Here is a 13,650-nt window from a genome sequence, read left to right as displayed (position 1 = left end):
CGCTGGAGCCCCCTGCCGTGAACCCGTCCCCCGCGCGCCCGTCGGTGCTGTTCGTCTGCGTCCACAACGCCGGCCGCTCGCAGATGGGCGCCGCCTTCCTCGCACACCTCGGCGGGGGCCGCGTCGAGGTCCGCTCCGCCGGCTCCGCCCCGGCCGACACCGTCAACCCCGCCGTGGTCGAGGCCATGAACGAGGTCGGCATCGACATCTCCGCCGAGACCCCCAAGGTGCTCACCGTCGAGGCCGTCCAGGCATCCGACGTCGTGATCACCATGGGCTGCGGCGACGCCTGCCCGTACTTCCCCGGCAAGCGCTACCTCGACTGGACCCTCGACGACCCCGCCGGGCAGGGAGTCGCCGCCGTCCGGCCCATCCGCGACCAGATCGAACAACGCGTCCGCGGCCTCCTCGACGAGCTCGGGATCCCGGCAGCCGGGTGACGAGCAGTCAACTGCCGCCCCTGGGACGGTGATTGGCCGCCGACCTCCGGGCGGCGGACGCGCGAGTCCGTGGCAGCCCGCGACGCGGGTCGCTTCTGCCGCTTCGGCTCCCTTGTCGTCCGTTGTTCACCGCCTCTACCGGCACGTTGTGGCACGCGCTTTCGGACGGCGTGCGCGAGCGGGAGGCCGCCCCGACCGGCATGTGATCCAGTGCACATCGGCGGGAGCGATGAGTCTTCTCCGTGCCGCCGGTCATATGGGCGACCACAACGAAGCGAGGAAGGCCCCGCCATGACCGACATGCTCACCGCACCCCGCCACGTCCTTTCCGTCGCGCCCACCGCGCGACCCGTGGCGCGGTGGGCCCTGGCCGGCGGTGTGGTGGCGGGGCCGCTGTTCCTGGCGGTCGGACTCGCCCAGGGCTTCGCGCGGGACGGCTTCGACTTCACCCGGAACGCGATCAGCCAGCTCGCCCTCGGCGAGGCGGGCTGGATCCAGACGGCGAGCTTCCTGCTCACCGGTGCGCTGCTGCTCGTCGGCGCGACCGGCCTGCGGCGGGCGCTGCGCGGTGGCCCGGGCGGGACGTGGGGTCCGGCCCTCGTCGGCGTCTTCGGGGCCTCCTTCTGGGTCGCGGCGGCCTTCCCGGCCGATGCCGGAGCGGGCTTTCCCGTCGGGGCGCCCGAGGCGACCGTGATGAGCGGGCACGGCGCCGTCCACATGTTCGGCGGGATGATCGGCTACCTCGCCCTGTGCGCCGCGTTCTTCGTCCTGGCTCGCCCGCTCGCCGCCCGGGGGCTCCGCCGCTGGGCCGTCGCGTCCCGCGTCGTGCCCGTGGCCGTCCTCGCCGGTTTCATGACCTCGGCCGCCTCCGTCCTGGCGTTCACCGTCGGCGCCGGCCTCGGCCTGCTGTGGCTGAGCGTGGTGACGGCCCGCCTGGCCGACCGCTAGACGACCGCCGTTCCCGCCGTCATCATCGACACGATCAAGATCATCACGATACGAAACGGGGCATCCATGACCGACGCAGTGAAGGGTCCCGCCAGTTACTTCCCGTCCATCGAGAAGAAGTACGGCCGCCCGATCGCCGAATGGAAGGACCTCATCCGCTCCTCCCCGCTGACCAAGCACATGGAGCTGGTCAACTGGCTCAAGTCCGAGCACGGCCTCGGCCACGGCCACGCCAACGCCCTCGTCGCCCACACCCTCGCCGAGGACAGCGGCAAGTGATCAGGTGGGGTGCCGGGGGTGCGGCGTTCCTCGGCCGGCCCGAGCGGATCAGCAGCTGACCTGACGCCGCATGAGGTCCCGTACGGCACGCGAACGGCACGCCGACCCTGAAAGATCCGGACGACGACGAAGCCCCAGGTCCGGGCCGGGTTCCAGGCTCAGGCCCTGCACGGCCCCGACTGCCTCGCGTGTGCGAAAGGCGGGTCAGGGCTGGAGGGGGACGGCGGAAGGGACTCGGGAACGGACCGCGGCCCGGGCACGCGGGTGGGCGTGTCCGGGCCGAGCGGGTGGGCCGTCGGTGTCAGGCGGCGAGGGTCTCGTGCAGGGCGTCGAGGCCGTCGGCGTAGATGCCGGTGAACAGGTCGACGACTTCCTGCTCGGTGGCGCCCTTGGGGTTGAAGCGTCCGGACCACTGGACCTCGGCGACGTCGTCGCGGCCCGGGACCGTGTGGACCCGGAGGGTGGAGACGTATCCGTCGACGGGGAACGGCGCTTCGAGGATGGCGTAGCTGTAGTGGCGCTCCGCCTCGTCGAAGCCGACCAGGCGCTCGATGATGACGTCGCCGTCGGGGTTGGTCAGGCGGCGGACCCGGCCGCCTTCGAGCGCGGTGCTCTCGGGGATGTACGGGAGCCAGTCCGGGAGGGCGTCGAAGCCGCCGATGAGGTTCCAGACCTGCTGCGGAGTGGCGGGGACGACGCGGGAGACGGACGTGGAAGCCATGGCGGTGCTCCTGTTCCTGTGTGTGGGGGTCAGGCGTTGTTCGGGAGCGGGGCGGCCGGGCTGACGAGTCCGGCGGCGCGCAGGTCGGTCCAGAACGTGGCCGGGACGGTCTCGTTCAGGGCCGCGGTGTCCTCGGCGATGCGGCTGGGCCGGGTGGCGCCGGGGATGACGGCGGCGGACGCCGGGTGGGCGAGGGAGAACTGCAGGGCGGCGGCCTTGATGCTCACGGCGTGCTTCTCGGCCAGCGCCTTCAGCTTCCCGACGCGCTCGACGATCTCGGCCGGGGCCTGCTGGTACTCGAAGTGGGTGCCGCCGGCGAGGATGCCGGAGCTGTACGGGCCGCCGACGACCATGTCGACGCCCTGCTCCTGCGCCATGGGGAGCAGGCGGGTGAGGGCGTGCTCGTGGTCGAGGAGGGTGTAGCGGCCGGCGAGGAGGAAGCCGTCGGGCTGCGGCTCGTCGAGGGCGAGGGTCAGCTCGATGGGCTCGGTCTTGTTGACGCCGAGACCCCAGGCCTTGATGACGCCTTCGTCGCGCAGCCGGGACAGGACGCGGAAGGCGCCGGTGCGGGCCTCCTCGAACTTCTGCAGCCAGGCGTCGCCGTGGAAGTCCTGGGCGATGTCGTGGACCCAGACGATGTCGAGCCGGTCGGTGCCCAGGCGCTTGAGGCTGCCCTCGATGGAGCGCTCGGTGGCGTCGGCGGTCCACTCGTGGAGGATCCTGTTCGGGTTGCCGTGCTCGAACAGGCCGCCCTTCTCGCCGAAGTCGGGGACGTCCGTCTCGTGCTCGTCGAGGACGACCCGGCCGACCTTGGTGGACAGGACGTACTCGTCGCGGGGCTTGCCGGCGAGGACCTCACCGAGCCGCTCCTCGGCGAGGCCGGCGCCGTAGAAGGGGGCGGTGTCGTAGAAGCGGATGCCGTGGTCCCAGGCGGCCTCGACGGTGGCGCGGGCCTCGTCGTCGGGGATGGCGCGGAACATGTTGCCGAGCGGGGCGGTGCCGAAGCCGAGGCGACCGGGAAGGATGTCCTTGAGCGACATGGGGAGTGCCTTTGCGGGATGTGGGGGGAGAGGAGGCCGGAGCGACCTCCTGCGAACGCCGCACCTGGATGCAAGCGCGGCTTACACGTGAAGACGATACTTGCACACGCCGACTAATGCAAAGGCTGCCTTCACGCGTTCGCTTCCTAAGTGGCTCGTCCCCGTCCGCACACGTCCGTCAGGCCGTGCGGCGGAGGGCGGCCGGGGCGTACGCCCAGAGCCGGTCGGCCGTGTCCGGGGCGGCGAAAGCGCTGGCGTGCGGGGCCGACGGAACCGGGTAACGTCTTTGTCTGTTCTTCCGGACGCCGATCTGCGGGTGAGAGCGTGAGGGGCTCCTGCTGACGCCCTTCGACGTCGCCGCCCGTCCCTCATCGATGAATCCGTAGATCACTTCACCTCATCACCTGGAGAACCCGTGACCGATAGCAAGAACATCAACAACCCCGTGGGCCAGGGCGGTGGCCAGCGCAAGAGGCTGTCTCGCGCCGAACGCCAGAACAACGGTCCGCACCGCAACCTCGACCGCCAGGGCGCCGCCGACCGGAAGGCCGAGCTGGTGCGCAAGATGCGCGAGAAGACCGGCGCGGCCGAAGGCACCGGACAGGCGGGCGACGACACCGCACAGAGCTGACCCACCGCCGCCGCAGGGGCCGGCGCCGCACGGGGCCGGCCCGAGCCGCGCAGGATGCCCGAGGCCGGTTCCACCGCGGTGGTGCGCGGGTGGTGCGGGACTCCGGAACAGGCTGACCCAACGACGAAGCCCCAGGTCGCTGACCTGGGGCTTCGTTCAAGAGCGGATGACGGGAATCGAACCCGCTCCATAAGCTTGGGAATCACCCGGTACTTGAGCCCACAGAAGGCCGTGACCTGTGGAGATGCGCCTCTTACAGGGTGCTGGTTGGGTCAGTGGAAGGCCCCAGTTGTCCGCAGGTGACCGCCCTGACCGGCACGTAGTGGCACGCACTGTTCGGGGCTCGTGCCCTACGCCGAAATCCACTGTGCGGATCTTCCTCGGACTGCTGGGATGGGTGCATGAGTCTCACGCATGCCGGGGCGGCCGAGGTCGTCGTACCGGTCCTGGTCCGTGATCTGACGTCCGCTGATCTGCCGGCCTGTGCCTGGTCGGGCTCAACCACCCATCTGGCGCAGGTGGCGCGGGAGCTGGAGCGTGCGGCTGCCGGTGAGGTGGACTACCTGGCCGTCTGCACTCCGGCCGGTCTTCCGGTGGCGATCGGCGGCGTCGACTACCAGGTGGCGGTCGGCGCGGGCACGCTGTGGCAGCTCGGGGTGCTGCCCGCGCTGCAGTCGTGCGGGCTGGGCACCGTCCTGATCCGGGCCGCGGAGGACCGCATCAGATCGCGTGGACTGTTTCGTGCGGAGCTCGGGGTGGAGGAGAGCAATCCACGGGCCCGGGCGCTGTACGAGCGACTGGGGTACGTGGCCTACGGCCGTGAGCCCGACGCCTGGGACGTGGAGGCGCCGGACGGTTCGCTGCGCCGGTACGAGACGATGTGCACGCTGATGCGCAAGGACTTGTCGTAGGGGGAGGGTCATGGCCTTGGAGGTGTGGACTTCGGTCCTCTCGCTCACGGGTGTCGCGCTCGGCGGCGGTCTGACGGCGCTCTCCCAGCGCGCCACCCAGCGGTCCGCAGAACGGTCGGAGGAACGGCGGCGGAGGGCCGCCACCGAGGAGGCGCGCCGCGCCGAACAGCTGCAGGCGATCAAGGACTTCATCGCCTGCGCCCAGGAAGCCGAACGAGCGGCCTACAGCCGTCCCGATCCATGGGGCGGTGACGACGACGGCTGGAGCGGACCTGCCGCCGCCACCATGACCGCACTCTGGGTCGCCGAGCGGCACCTCGTGCTGCTCTGCGATCCGAACCTGCACGCCCCGGTCCACGCGTATGGCCGTGCGCTCAACCAGGCGGTGTGGCGCGAGATCGGCGACATCGAGGTCAACGAGCACCTGGAGGAGCACAAGGCCGCTTTCATGACCGCAGCCCGCGCAAGCCTGTCCTCCCCGTAGGGCTGGGCGACGTCCCCGGGGAGCGAGGGCAGGTACGCGGCTGGGAAGGGTCAGGCCGATCGGGCGTCGACGTAGTCAGTGAGGATGCAGCCGTCGACGAGTGCTTTCTGAGTGGTGGGGTTCGGCGGGGCCATGCGTCTCGCGATGCGAGAAGGCGGCCTGTCCGTGTGGTGCGTGTGGTGCACCAAGGGGCCTCCGGCCAGGGCGTTCGCGCGAGTTGGGACACGTGGAGGGCACGGCGAGCTTGAGAGATCTAGACAACGGCGAAGGCCCAGGTCTCTGACCTGGGCCTTCGTATCTGAGTGGATGACGGGAATCGAACCCGCGCTATGAGCTTGGGAATCACCCGGCACTTGAGCCCTCATCTAGCCGCTGACCTGTGGGAACGTCTGCCGAGAAGAGTCTTGTGCCCTCCCCTGGCGGACTCCTGATGTCCGCTGTTCACCGCCCCTACTGGCACGTTGTGGCACGGTCTTTCGGTTGTCCGGCCGCGGCGGGCCGACTGCTCCGGCCTGTTGCCTCGAGCCGTGTCGGTCAGGCGGATTCGAGGAGGGGGCGGATCTCGACGGTCTCCGGGGTGGGCAGGCTCCTGGCCAGTTCGAGGGCTTCCGCGCGGTCGGCCACGTCGACGACGAACCAGCCGCCGAGGGTCTCCTCACCGGTGTGCGCGGGTCCGTCGGTCACCGTCGTCGTCCCGTCGGCCGCGGTGCGCACGGTCGCGGGGGCGGTGTGCTCGGTCTCCAGGGCGTCACCGCCGACCAGTTTCCCGGCCGCGGCGAGGCCGCCGATCCAGCCTTCGTACTCCTTGCGGTACGCGGCCCGGTCGGCCTGGATCCGGCGGCGGGACTCGTCCGTCTCGAAGATCACGAGTGCGTATTTCATGGATGCTCCTCTCCTGCCGCCGTGTGGCGGCCGCTGTCAACTCGGCGGAGTGGGACGGGGTGGTCAGGTGGTGACGCGGGCGAGCGCGCCGGTCTCGAGCGCGGTCCACAGGGCGCCGTCGGGGCCGATGGCGATGCCGTGGGGTTCGGAGCGGGGGGTGGGGAGGTCGTGGACGGTGAGGGAGCCGTCGGGGGTGAGGGCGCCGACGCGGTTGCCTCCCCATTCGGTGAACCACACGGTGCCGTCGCCGTCGACGGTGACGGCGTGCGGCCGTGCGGTGCGATCGGGCAACGGGAACTCGGTGATCCGCCCGCCGGGGGTGATTCGCCCGATCTGCCCGGCGGCGATCTCGGTGAACCACAGCGCTCCGTCGTGGCCCGCGGCGATTCCCACTGGTGCGGCCTCCTCGGTCGGAAGGGGGTGGAGGACGATCTCACCGTCCATGCCGATCCGGCCGATGGCGTTGGCCTGGTTGAGGGTGAACCACATCCCGCCGTCGTCGCCGGCGGTGATCGCGGACGGGAAGGCGCCGGTCACGGGGAGCGGGAACTCGGTGACGCGGCCGTCGACGGTGATGCGGCCGATGCGGTCGGCGGCGGTCTCGGTGAACCACAGCGCGCCGTCGGGGCCCGCCGCGATGCCGAACGGCCCGCAGCCGGGAGTGGGCAGGGCGAACTCGGTGACGGTGCCGTCGGTGGTGATGCGTCCGATCCGGTCCGCCCGGTACTCGGTGAACCACAGGGCGCCGTCCGGGCCGGGGGTGATGACGGTCGGTCCGCAGTCGGGGTCGAGCCGGTGGCTCGTCGGTTCCCCGCCGGGGACGAGCCGGCCGATCCGGCCGCCGTGGACGAGGGTGAACCACAGGGCGTGGTCCGGGCCTGTGGTGAGGGCGTAGGGTCCGGCCGTGGGGTCGGCCACCGTGCGCTCTTCGATGGACACCTGGGTCACACGGTTCAAAGGGACTTGTCCAATCCGTGTTCGGTGGCGATGCGGGCGATGTCGGCCGGGGTGCCGGCCATGATGGTGCGGGCGTGTTCGGTGACCAGGTCCGCTGGCCACTCCCACCAGGCGGCGCGTTGCAGCCGTTCGACGTCGGCGTCGTCGTAGCGCCGGCGGATCGGCCGGGCCGGGTTGCCGCCGACGATCGTGTACGGCGGGACGTCGGCCGTGACCACCGCGCCGGCCGCGATGATCGCGCCGTCCCCGATGCGTACGCCGGGCATGACCGTCGCCCCGTAGCCGAACCAGACGTCGTTGCCCACGACCGTGTCACCGCGACTGGGCATGGCGGTGACGATGTCCAGGGTCTGCTCGGCCCAGCGGCCGCCGAACATGGTGAACGGGTAGGTGGACACCCCCATGGTGGGATGCTCGGCCCCGGCCATCAGGAAGGTGGTCCCCGTGGCGAGCGCGCAGTACCTGCCGATGACCAGGCGCTCGGGCCCGTAGGCGTAGAGGACGTTGCGGTGCTCGAAGTCCGTGGCGCCGTCGGGATCGTCGTAGTAGGTGTACTCGCCCACGGTGATGTTCGGCGAGGTGACCAGGGGCTTGAGGAACACCACCCGGTCGTGCGCGGGCAGGGGGTGAACGGTGGTCGGGTCAGGCGACAGGATGCTGCTCCTTGAGAGGGGGAGAAACGGAACGCGACGGAAACGGCTCCGCGAACGACTTCGGTCCGGCCGGGACGGGGGGAAACACCACCCGCACGACGCCGACGGCGCCCACGGGGCGCGGGCAGCCGCCGGGGACCGCACCCCACGAGGGGGCGCGGTCCCCGGGGCACGTGGTTACGAGGGCCAGCCGCCGTACGGCACGGTGATGAGTTCCATGGCATGGCCCGCCGGGTCCATGAAGTACACGCCGCGGCCGCCGTCGTTGTGGTTGACAGTGCCGGGCTGCTTCCGGTGGGGGTCGGCGTAGTGCTCGATGCCGCGCTCTCTGATCTGCGCGTACGCCGCTTCGAACTCTTCCTCGGAGACCAGGAAGGCGTAGTGCTGGGGGGTGATGCTGTCCGCGGGGACGGTGGCGAAGTCCAGCGTGACGCCGTTGCCCAGGCCGACCGCGATGAACGGGCCCCACTCGGCGGTGATCTCAAGATTGAGAAGGTCCGCGAAGAACTCAGCGGACTCCCGGTTGTCCCGGGCGTGAACGATCGTGTGATTCAACTCGACTGACAAGGAATGCCTCCGAGGGCATGTCCCGACACCTCCATGTCTCACCCAGCCGGTGACCGACACGCGATGTTGCCGTAGATCATATCTCCATCTACCCGGCGGGTCAAGGGCAGTTGAAGCGGGCTGCGGCCGTGCCGGTGGAGGCGAGGAAGCGCTGGTTCTTGCCTTCGTGGTGGCGGTGCGAGTGACGGCATCCGACTGGTCGGTATGCCGAGCCGTGGACCAGGTCGACCCGAACACGTGACTCCGACGGTCCGGGCGACGTGGGGCAATGCGGTGCGTCCCGCGCCCTCGGAGCGAGAGGCCCAGGCAACGACGAAGCCCCAGGTCGCTGACCTGGGGCTTCGTAGAAGAGCGGATGACGGGAATCGAACCCGCGCTATAAGCTTGGGAATCCCCCGGCACTTAGACCTGAAAAAGGCATCTGACCTGCGGAAACGGGAACTCTTGGTAGGGCTCTCGATTGCCTTCCGGCGTCTGCTGTTGACCGCTGTTCACCGCCCCTACTGGCACGTTGTGGCACGGGCCCCTCTCGTACCGAGAGGAGAGGGAGGCCGGCCACAGGGTTGAATCAGCCGGACAGCGTCGTCGCCACCGACTGGAACCAGGCGCCGTGGGAGAACGGCTCGGGCGGGCCGACCTCCATGCCGAGTTCGGCGGCGGCCAGGGCGTAGTCGCCCTCGTCCAGGGGGAGAGCGAGCAGTTCGTGGAGTTCGCCCACGAGCCGGGCCACCAGTTGGGGGTGGGTGGTGGCGGCGTAGTCGGCGACGGCGGCCTCGTGGTCGGGGAACTCGTCGACGATGTCCTGCGAGAACCAGCCCCCGAGCAGCTGAGCGGTCTCCGGGAAGCGCGCGTGCCACTCCCAGTGCGTCTGCGGGGACGTCGGCTCCGGGACGTCGCCTTCCTCGATGCTCTTCTTCAGGTGGTCGGCCAGCACCGTCAGCCAGCCGCCGATCTCCGACTGGGGCATCCCGGTGTCGGGGATCGCGTAGAACTCGCCCAGCTCCAGCCGAACCCGCCCCGGAGGGTTGCGGCTGTACTCGCGCAGCTGGCGCTCCGCCTCCGCGATGGCCGAGGGGCGGGTGTGCCAGGTGTGACGGAGGTACGCGTCGAGGGCGCGGCTGCGCCGCTCCGGGGTGTCGTCGGCGGGCTGCCCCAGGTACGCGCGCATCACCTGGTCGAGCTCGCCGTACCGGCGGTCGTGTTCGAGGGGCTTCATGGACATGTGCGTGCGGCCCCTACAGGTAGAACGGGACGGTGGTGTGGACGACGAAGCCGTGCGGGCTCGACGGCTCGCGGCGCAGCACCACGCGCGCCGCGCGGACGTCGACGGGCCCGCGGCCCGCCAGCAGCTCGGCTTCCAGCTGGACCCGCCCGACAGGTTCCTCGCGGGACGGCCAGGCGGCCTCGATGGTGAGGCGGGCCCGGGTGTTCTGGGCGAGCCAGCGGTGGATGACCTGCTCGTTGGCGTTCACCACCTGCTGGGTGGCCCAGCGGGCGGTGTCCCGGTCGGGGTAGGTAGCGGAACGGGTCAGCATGGTCACCTTCCTTCAGGACATCGGAGCGGTGGATTTCCGGTTGCTCCGGTGTGCTTCTCAGTTCGCGTTGAACGACCAGAAGACCCCGACCTCGTCCGCGCTCACGGCGATCAGCCCGAGATCCATCATGTGGTCGGTGAAGGCCCGGCCGCCGGCGAGTTCGTCGGCGAGGAAGTCCGGCGAGGTGGAGTTCCGGGCCAGGTCCGAAGAGGTGCGGAAGACGGCGTCGCCACCGAACCTGTCGAGCACGCTCCGGGCGTCGGCCAGTACGTCGTCCCGGTCGGCTCGCGTCCGGATCGGGTGGGCCTCGAAGAACCACTCCTGGGCCAGAGAGGCGAGCAGCTCGGCGGCGGCCTCGGCTGTGATCGGGTACGTCCAGGCGTGCACCTGCTCGGTGGTGAGCGGCAGGAACGGATAGGAAGGACGGATGTTCTCGCGTTCCTCTCCGTCGACATCCCAGTCCAGGGTCTGCCAGCGCCGAGGGTCGGTGACCGACCGGTCCATGACGGCCAGGACGTCCTGTGCCCAGTCGTCGTGCCGCCGGGGTCCCGTCATCGCGAACGTGTACACGTCGTCGAGAAGCCGCTCCAGCGCGGCGCCCCAGGCCGTGCCGTCGGCGTTGTGGATGCTGTCGTCGGGGTGCATTCGGCTTCCGCTCGGTCGATCAGGGGGCGGGCATGGACGTGTAGATGATGTAGGGCGGATCGAGCCTGGAATCGTACTTCAGGACCGTTTTCACGTTCTTGACGTCGACCGCCTTCGCCGCGAGCCCGTTGTCCTTGTAGCCGGTCCCCGGGATGTCGTGGCCCGGGTTGTTCGGATCGGGAGTGCCGATCTTTCCCACATACCTGCCGCTGACCTCGCCGTTGGGGGCCGGACTCGTGAACTCCTGAGTCTTTCCCTCCGGGGGGTTGGTGGCCAACCACGCGTCGATCTCGGACTGCCTGGTCCGCAGATTGTGCTCTGTCAGCCGCTGCGCGCTGGCCATGTCCTTGAAGGACGACGAGCCACCGATCCTGGGCCTCCGCTGTTCCGGCCAGTCGTTGCGGTCCTGGGCCTGATCGCGCAGGCGTTGAGCGAGCTGTTCGTCGGTCTTGCCGACGTGCTTGTCCAGGGTGTGCCCGCCGCCCAGGTACTCGCTGCTCGCCAGGTCGAACGCGTGATTGCCCTGTGGGCCGGCCTCGGTCCACTGCTGCTCGTGCTTGAACTCGTTCAGGGCCCGGGCGCCGAAGCCGTGGGCCCGTGCGACGCCGGCCTCGAACTTGGGGGCGCTCAGGAGCGCCTCGTCCAGAGGCCCCTTCAACGCCTCCATGCGGGTGGTCAGGCCCTCCAGGATGCCGGTGTACGTGTTGACGATCCGGTTCAGTTTGGCCGTGTCGAAGTTCAGCACGGTCTTGACGTCGAACGACAGGATCAGGCCCGCGCCCTTGCCGATCACTGACGTGACCTTGCCGAGGAGATCCTTGGGATTCTTGGGCTTGGCCAGGTCGTCGATGATCTCCTTGGCCGCCTTCCGCATGGCGCGGTGGAGTTCCTCCGCGACATCGCGGTTCAGGTCGACGGCGGCCTCGGCGTACTCGCGCAGGATGGTGGCGATGTTGTCGGCCGTGTCCTTGAGTACAGCCATGACGGGTTCACTGCCGGTCGGAACATAGGGGGTTCCCGGACCGGAATTGGCGGTCTGTGCCCACTGGTAGCCGTGAAGCGACCGTCCCCAGGCCGTCCCGCCCCACAAGGCGCTGCAGAACGTCCGCATGGCGGCTTCCCAGTCGGCCTGCTGGTGGTTGGTGATGGCGCCCACCGTCTGGGTGAGCTGGTCCGCCCCCGTCGTGGCGACGATGGAGACGTTCATCCAGCTGTGGCACAGGGAGTTGAGGTAGTGCTGCTGCGGGAACGGGTGGACGTCCGCCACCCTGCCGACCCGGAACACGTGCTTGCACAGCGGCTGGAGGACGTCCCGGACGATCTCCGGTATGCCCTCCATCAGGCCGCGCAGGAAGTCGTCGACGCCGTCGTCGTCACCCCACTTGATGTCCGGTATCCCACCGAACTTCGGAGCCTGGTCGATGACGGCGGGGCGTGGGCGCTGCTCGGCCGTCGTTCCCGGCTTGGGATGGGCCGCCGCGTCCGCCTGGGTGTAGGCGTTGGCGGTCTCCGTGAACCCGACGGCGACGCCGCCGACGCTGAGCACGGACTTGCCCCAGACCTCCAGCCAGCGGTCGCCGATCTTCTTGTACGCCTGGGCGAACTTCTGGGCCTCACTGCCCGCGCCTCCGGCGTCGGGGTACTCGCGCAGCTCCTCCAGGAGCTTGTGGGCACCGCGCACGAGGAAGTCCTGCTGTGCGGCGACCCGTCCGGAGACCGACCAGAGGTCGCTCGGCTTGACGTCGATGGCGCCGCTGCCGCCCGGGGACTGGGCGGGGGTGGACGGGCCGGCCATCAGGCGCCGCCTCCCCAGCCTTCGAGTACGGACCGGTTGGCCGCGGCGTAGTTGAGGTGCCCCTTGACCACGACCTCGTGCAGCCAGGCCTGGGCGGCCTTGAGGTCGTCGGCGGAGTGGCTCCACTTGTCCAGCTCGTCGATGAAGGCCTCGCGGGCCTCGCCGTCCCAGCTCAGGACGACTTTGGCGGCTCGCCCGTACAGCGTGTCCAGCTTCTCGCTGAGGGCGCGGAGAATCTCCTCCAGGTCCCCCGAAAGGCGTTGCAGAGTGGCGAAGTCGACGGTGATCCGGTCTTCGTCCGACATGGTGCAGATCCCCCGTGGTTCAGACGTCCAGAATGCGGCTCTGCGGATGGCCGGCATCCGACCCGGTGCCTGGCGTGGGTGCCTGGTCGGGCACGGCGAGGGCGCGGGCGGCGGCGGACACGTCCTCGCCCTCCTGCATTCGCCTGATCCGGGCCAGGGTGTCGAGCTCCCGCTCGGTGAAGCCGTCGCGCGAGGCGCGCATGGCCGCTTCGAGGAGGACCATCACCTGGCGGATGCGCACGGCGTCCTCGGCGACACCACGGTGCAGCGAGCGGTACGCGGTGGCAGTGGGCCCCTGCCAGCCCGCGGCGACCCTGTCGACGACCTCGTCCATACGGCGGGTCTGCTGCTCCAGATATCGCTGCATCTCGTCGAGGTCGTCTGCCAGCCTGGTGAGCCCGTCCTCCGAGACGTCCAGATCGGCGTTGCGCATCCTGAGCCCCCGCTCGTCGCGTCGTTCGTACACATGTTCCTGGCGCGACTGCTCACCCTAGCGGCGGGTCCTGGCGATCGGGGGCGGGAGCCGTGAGGAGGCTGAATAACGACGAAGCCCCAGGTCACTGACCTGGGGCTTCGTTCAAGAGCGGATGACGGGAATCGAACCCGCGCTATAAGCTTGGGAATCACCCGGCATTTGGGCACGTCCAGGGCCTCTGGCCTGCGGAAACAGTCTTCGTAGCAGGTGGGTTGGGATGCCCCGTTCGAGCCCCTGTTGACCGCTGCGTACCGCCCCTACTGGCACGTTGTGGCACGGCCTCCCGCAGAGTCTCAGGGGAGGCGGGCCTTCGTTGAAAATGTGTGGCGCGGTTGCAGCGTCGACCAGCCCGTCGCAGTGGCCGCGGGGGCCGGGGGCTGGT

At 69.9% G+C, this 13,650-nt stretch carries 18 protein-coding genes; 6 read left to right on the top strand and 12 right to left on the bottom strand.

The window, feature by feature from the left end:
- Positions 1 to 17 precede the first annotated feature (17 nt).
- The 3 genes from SVTN_RS17935 (at position 18) to SVTN_RS17925 (ending at position 1,667) form a co-directional block, all read left to right on the top strand.
- Positions 18 to 440 (top strand): arsenate reductase ArsC, encoded by a 423-nt coding sequence (locus SVTN_RS17935; RefSeq protein ID WP_041130006.1) that lies wholly within the window; start codon positions 18 to 20, stop codon positions 438 to 440.
- Between the two features lie 291 nt (positions 441 to 731).
- Positions 732 to 1,388, top strand: coding sequence for a DUF998 domain-containing protein (locus SVTN_RS17930; RefSeq protein ID WP_041130005.1), 657 nt, complete (start codon positions 732 to 734; stop codon positions 1,386 to 1,388).
- A gap of 66 nt (positions 1,389 to 1,454) precedes the next feature.
- Positions 1,455 to 1,667 carry a DUF4287 domain-containing protein gene (locus tag SVTN_RS17925; RefSeq protein ID WP_041130004.1) on the top strand — a complete coding sequence of 71 codons (213 nt, stop codon included), beginning with the start codon at positions 1,455 to 1,457 and terminating at the stop codon, positions 1,665 to 1,667.
- Positions 1,668 to 1,968: 301 nt separating this feature from the next.
- Here SVTN_RS17925 and SVTN_RS17920 read toward each other — a convergent pair whose 3' ends face one another.
- Together SVTN_RS17920 and SVTN_RS17915 are read right to left on the bottom strand one after the other, a co-directional pair.
- On the bottom strand, positions 1,969 to 2,388 hold the full coding sequence (locus tag SVTN_RS17920; protein WP_041130003.1) for an SRPBCC family protein: 420 nt from the start codon (positions 2,386 to 2,388) through the stop codon (positions 1,969 to 1,971).
- A 29-nt stretch (positions 2,389 to 2,417) separates the two neighbouring features.
- Positions 2,418 to 3,428 carry an aldo/keto reductase gene (locus SVTN_RS17915; RefSeq protein ID WP_041130002.1) on the bottom strand — a complete coding sequence of 337 codons (1,011 nt, stop codon included), beginning with the start codon at positions 3,426 to 3,428 and terminating at the stop codon, positions 2,418 to 2,420.
- Between the two features lie 415 nt (positions 3,429 to 3,843).
- On the opposite strand from SVTN_RS17915, the gene SVTN_RS17910 reads away from it, so the two are divergent.
- The 3 genes from SVTN_RS17910 (at position 3,844) to SVTN_RS17900 (ending at position 5,454) form a co-directional block, all read left to right on the top strand.
- Positions 3,844 to 4,059 carry a DUF6243 family protein gene (locus tag SVTN_RS17910; RefSeq protein ID WP_041130001.1) on the top strand — a complete coding sequence of 72 codons (216 nt, stop codon included), beginning with the start codon at positions 3,844 to 3,846 and terminating at the stop codon, positions 4,057 to 4,059.
- A gap of 401 nt (positions 4,060 to 4,460) precedes the next feature.
- Positions 4,461 to 4,970 (top strand): GNAT family N-acetyltransferase, encoded by a 510-nt coding sequence (locus SVTN_RS17905; protein WP_041130000.1) that lies wholly within the window; start codon positions 4,461 to 4,463, stop codon positions 4,968 to 4,970.
- A 10-nt stretch (positions 4,971 to 4,980) separates the two neighbouring features.
- Complete coding sequence (locus SVTN_RS17900) at positions 4,981 to 5,454, top strand: hypothetical protein (protein ID WP_041129999.1); 474 nt, start codon at positions 4,981 to 4,983, stop codon at positions 5,452 to 5,454.
- 534 nt (positions 5,455 to 5,988) lie between these two features.
- Here the strand turns inward: SVTN_RS17900 and SVTN_RS17895 are convergent.
- The 10 genes from SVTN_RS17895 to SVTN_RS17850 all read right to left on the bottom strand — a co-directional run bounded on the left by SVTN_RS17895 (position 5,989) and on the right by SVTN_RS17850 (position 13,226).
- Positions 5,989 to 6,336 (bottom strand): YciI family protein, encoded by a 348-nt coding sequence (locus SVTN_RS17895; protein ID WP_041129998.1) that lies wholly within the window; start codon positions 6,334 to 6,336, stop codon positions 5,989 to 5,991.
- A gap of 63 nt (positions 6,337 to 6,399) precedes the next feature.
- Entirely contained in the window at positions 6,400 to 7,275 is an 876-nt protein-coding gene (locus SVTN_RS17890; RefSeq protein ID WP_245727579.1) for a Vgb family protein, read from the bottom strand.
- A 14-nt stretch (positions 7,276 to 7,289) separates the two neighbouring features.
- Positions 7,290 to 7,946, bottom strand: coding sequence for a CatB-related O-acetyltransferase (locus SVTN_RS17885; RefSeq protein WP_041134011.1), 657 nt, complete (start codon positions 7,944 to 7,946; stop codon positions 7,290 to 7,292).
- A gap of 177 nt (positions 7,947 to 8,123) precedes the next feature.
- On the bottom strand, positions 8,124 to 8,513 hold the full coding sequence (locus SVTN_RS17880) for a VOC family protein (RefSeq protein ID WP_041129996.1): 390 nt from the start codon (positions 8,511 to 8,513) through the stop codon (positions 8,124 to 8,126).
- A 568-nt stretch (positions 8,514 to 9,081) separates the two neighbouring features.
- Positions 9,082 to 9,735 (bottom strand): contact-dependent growth inhibition system immunity protein, encoded by a 654-nt coding sequence (locus SVTN_RS17875; protein ID WP_041129995.1) that lies wholly within the window; start codon positions 9,733 to 9,735, stop codon positions 9,082 to 9,084.
- A 13-nt stretch (positions 9,736 to 9,748) separates the two neighbouring features.
- The gene (locus tag SVTN_RS17870) at positions 9,749 to 10,048 is read right to left on the bottom strand and encodes an RNase A-like domain-containing protein (RefSeq protein ID WP_041129994.1); all 300 of its coding nucleotides are present in this window, start codon (positions 10,046 to 10,048) and stop codon (positions 9,749 to 9,751) included.
- 57 nt (positions 10,049 to 10,105) lie between these two features.
- A complete protein-coding gene (locus SVTN_RS17865) occupies positions 10,106 to 10,693 on the bottom strand; it encodes a hypothetical protein (RefSeq protein WP_052499179.1) in 588 nt (195 codons plus the stop codon).
- Positions 10,694 to 10,712: 19 nt separating this feature from the next.
- Positions 10,713 to 12,488: an RNase A-like domain-containing protein gene (locus SVTN_RS17860; protein WP_052499178.1), complete on the bottom strand. Its 1,776-nt coding sequence runs from the start codon at positions 12,486 to 12,488 to the stop codon at positions 10,713 to 10,715.
- Positions 12,488 to 12,793, bottom strand: coding sequence for a WXG100 family type VII secretion target (locus tag SVTN_RS17855; protein ID WP_041129993.1), 306 nt, complete (start codon positions 12,791 to 12,793; stop codon positions 12,488 to 12,490). The genes SVTN_RS17860 and SVTN_RS17855 overlap by 1 nt, the downstream gene beginning before the upstream one ends.
- Before the next feature lie 19 nt (positions 12,794 to 12,812).
- Positions 12,813 to 13,226: a WXG100 family type VII secretion target gene (locus SVTN_RS17850; RefSeq protein WP_041134008.1), complete on the bottom strand. Its 414-nt coding sequence runs from the start codon at positions 13,224 to 13,226 to the stop codon at positions 12,813 to 12,815.
- Positions 13,227 to 13,650: the final 424 nt, after the last annotated feature.

The sequence above is a fragment of the Streptomyces vietnamensis genome (assembly GCF_000830005.1).
Classification (GTDB): domain Bacteria; phylum Actinomycetota; class Actinomycetes; order Streptomycetales; family Streptomycetaceae; genus Streptomyces; species Streptomyces vietnamensis.
Note: the sequence above shows the minus strand (reverse complement) of the source record. Positions and strands in the feature narration are given on the sequence as shown.